Raw genomic sequence first — 3,237 nt, 5'->3', positions numbered from 1 at the left:
CGCGGTCTCCCGCCAGGTCGCTCCCCACCTGGCCAACCCGCTCACGTTCTACCTCCCCGTGTACAAGGGCGGGCCGCACGGCGCGGCGAAGCTCGGGGCCGGTGTCTTCGCGTACTCGGCGCTGTCCGCGTTCGGCGACGGTGTCGGCCACCTGCTCTCCCCCGCCAAGGCCCAGCAGGACGTGCCCGAGCTGCGCACCGAGAACCTCAAGGCCGTGGCCGTCTACGGCGACGACCAGATGAACGACGCCCGGATGGCGCTGATGACGGTCCGCGCGGCCGTCGACGCGGGCGCCGTCGTCCTCAACCACGCCGAGGTGGCCGGGCTGCGCTTCACCAAGGGCCGGGTGACCGGTGCCGAGCTGAAGGACCGGCTGACCGGCGAGGAGTTCGGCGTCGACGCCCGGCTGGTGCTCAACGCGACCGGCCCCTGGGTCGACCACCTGCGCCGCATGGAGGACCCGGACGCGGCCCCCTCCATCCGGCTGTCGAAGGGCGCGCACCTGGTCCTGAAGCGCACCTCCCCGTGGAAGGCCGCGCTGGCCACGCCCATCGACAAGTACCGCATCACCTTCGCCCTCCCGTGGGAGGACATGCTGCTGCTCGGCACCACCGACGAGGAGTACGAGGGCGACCCGGCGGACGTCGCCGTCAACGACCGGGACATAACCCAGATCCTGGACGAGGCCGCCTTCTCCGTGCGCGACCAGCAGCTCGACCGGGACCTCATCACCTACGCCTTCGCGGGTCTGCGGGTGCTGCCGGGCGGTCCCGGGAGCACCGCGAAGGCCAAGCGCGAGACGGTCGTCACCGAGGGCCGCGGCGGGATGCTGTCCGTCGCGGGCGGCAAGTGGACCACCTTCCGCCACATCGGCCGTACGGTGATGCAGAAGCTGGAGGCGCTGCCGGGCCACCCGCTGGGCGACGACTTCGAGCCGATCGCCTCGCTGCCGAAGAAGCTGCCGCTGCCCGGTGTCGCCAACCCCCGCGCGGTCGCGCACCGGCTGCTGGTGGACGGTCCGGCGCCCGGTCCGCGGATGGCGGCCGACACCGCCAAGCACCTGGCGACGCACTACGGTTCGCTGGCCCTGGACATCGCCCGGATCGCCAACGAGAACCCGGAGCTGGCCCAGCGGGTCCACCCGGACGCGCCGGAGATCTGGGCGCAGGTCGTCTGGGCCCGGGACCACGAGTGGGCCGAGACGCCGGACGACGTGCTGCGCCGCCGCACCACGCTGACCATCCGGGGCCTGGCCACGGACGAGATCCGCGGCAAGGTCCAGGACCTGCTCGACAAGAAGTAGGCAAGAGCCGGCAGGCGGGCCCCGCGCGGTGCGCGCGGGGCCTTCGGCCCCCGCATAATGGCCTGATACATCGGATGTCTGAGCGGCATCCTTCCCCCAGGCACGGAGGCCGAGCGTGGCAGTCACCGACGAGGCGATCGAGAAGATCAAGGGCATGATCGTCTCCGGCGCGCTGCGGCCCGGCGACCGGCTCCCCAAGGAGAGCCAGCTCGCCGACGAGCTGGGCCTGTCCCGCAACTCCCTGCGCGAGGCGGTCCGCGCGCTGTCGCTCATCCGCATCCTGGACGTGCGCCAAGGCGACGGCACCTACGTCACCAGCCTGGACCCGCAGCTCCTGCTGGAGGCCCTGAGCTTCGTGGTCGACTTCCACCGCGACGACACGGTGCTGGAGTTCCTCGCCGTACGGCGCATCCTGGAGCCGGCCGCGACCGCGATGGCGGCGGTGTCGATCGGCGAACGCGAACTCGACGCGCTCGACGCCCAGCTGGACGCCCTCGGCGAGGACCCGTCGGTGGAGCGGCTGGTCGCCTGTGACCTGGAGTTCCACCGGGGCATCGTGCAGGGCTCGGGCAACACGGTCCTGTGTTCCCTGCTCGACGGCCTGTCCGGGCCCACCACCCGGGCCCGGGTGTGGCGCGGGCTGACCCAGGAGGACGCCGTCGGCCGCACGCTGCGCGAGCACCGGGCGATCCTCGCCGCGCTGCGCGACCGGGACGCGGAGGCGGCCCGGTCGTGGGCCACGGTGCACATCGCCTCCGTCGAACAGTGGCTTCGTTCGACCCTGTGATCCACGGGTGTCCGGGCGCCGCGATCGGGGCAGTGATCCGTTCACTCCCCCGTGCAAGGGGGCTGCGGGCGCCCCCGTCGCACGCCGTAAGGTTGGGACGTACGCGAGGGCACGTCGGAAGGAGGCGCTGGGTGATCGAGCTGGAGGGGGTTCCCGAGCTGATCGACCCAGTCATGGTGGCCGCGTTCGAGGGCTGGAACGATGCCGGCGACGCCGCCTCCGCCGCGGTCGCGCATCTGGACCGCGAATGGAAGGGCGAGGTCTTCGCGGCGCTGGACGCCGAGGACTACTACGACTTCCAGGTCAACCGTCCCACGGTGTTCCTGGAGGCCGGGGTCCGCAAGATCACGTGGCCGACGACGCGGCTGTCGGTGGTCCGGGTCGGCGGGGACAAACCGCGCGACCTGGTGCTGGTCCGCGGCATCGAACCGTCCATGCGCTGGCGGTCGTTCTGCAACGAGCTGCTCGGCTTCGCCCATGAGCTGGGCGTGGAGCTGGTGGTCATCCTGGGCGCCCTGCTGGGCGACACCCCGCACACCCGTCCGGTCCCGATCAGCGGGACCACCTCGGACGCGGATCTGGCCCGCCGCATGGACCTGGAGGAGACCAAGTACGAGGGTCCCACGGGGATCGTCGGCATCCTCCAGGAGGCGTGCACGCACGCGGGCGTGCCGGCCGTCTCGCTCTGGGCCGCCGTGCCGCACTACGTGTCACAGCCGCCCAACCCGAAGGCCACGCTGGCCCTCCTGAACCGCCTGGAGGACCTGATCGACCTGCGCATCCCGCTGGGCGAGCTGCCCGAGGACGCGCGGGCCTGGCAGGTGGGCGTGGACCAGCTGGCCGCCGAGGACAGCGAGGTCGCGGAGTACGTGCAGACGCTGGAGGAGGCCCGGGACACCGCGGAGCTGCCGGAGGCGTCGGGCGACGCGATCGCCCGCGAGTTCGAGCGGTACCTGCGCCGCCGGGACGGCGGCGGGCCGGGCGGTCACGCCACGGCGGACGGCGGCGAGGGCCAGGCCGGGACACCGTTCCGGCGTGACAGCCCCGGGGGCCGCGCCCGCCCGCCGAAGCCACCCAAGACCGGCGACGACGAGGATTCCTCCGACGAGTGAGCGGGGCGCGGGTCGGATGCCACCGCGCATCCGAC

Annotated in this window: 3 protein-coding genes; all 3 read left to right on the top strand. The window is 72.7% G+C overall.

What is annotated here, in order from left to right; translation table 11 throughout:
- Positions 1-1,303, top strand: a 1,303-nt coding sequence (locus UW392_RS31070) for a glycerol-3-phosphate dehydrogenase/oxidase (RefSeq protein ID WP_320778488.1), incomplete at its 5' end; no start/stop codon positions are given.
- A 115-nt stretch (positions 1,304-1,418) separates the two neighbouring features.
- On the top strand, positions 1,419-2,090 hold the full coding sequence (locus tag UW392_RS31065; RefSeq protein WP_320778487.1) for a FadR/GntR family transcriptional regulator: 672 nt from the start codon (positions 1,419-1,421) through the stop codon (positions 2,088-2,090).
- Positions 2,091-2,221: 131 nt separating this feature from the next.
- Positions 2,222-3,202, top strand: a complete 981-nt coding sequence (locus tag UW392_RS31060; protein ID WP_320778486.1) for a PAC2 family protein — start codon at positions 2,222-2,224, stop codon at positions 3,200-3,202.
- Positions 3,203-3,237 lie beyond the last annotated feature (35 nt).

This window comes from Streptomyces sp. CRN 30 (assembly GCF_034105845.1).
Note: the sequence above shows the minus strand (reverse complement) of the source record. Positions and strands in the feature narration are given on the sequence as shown.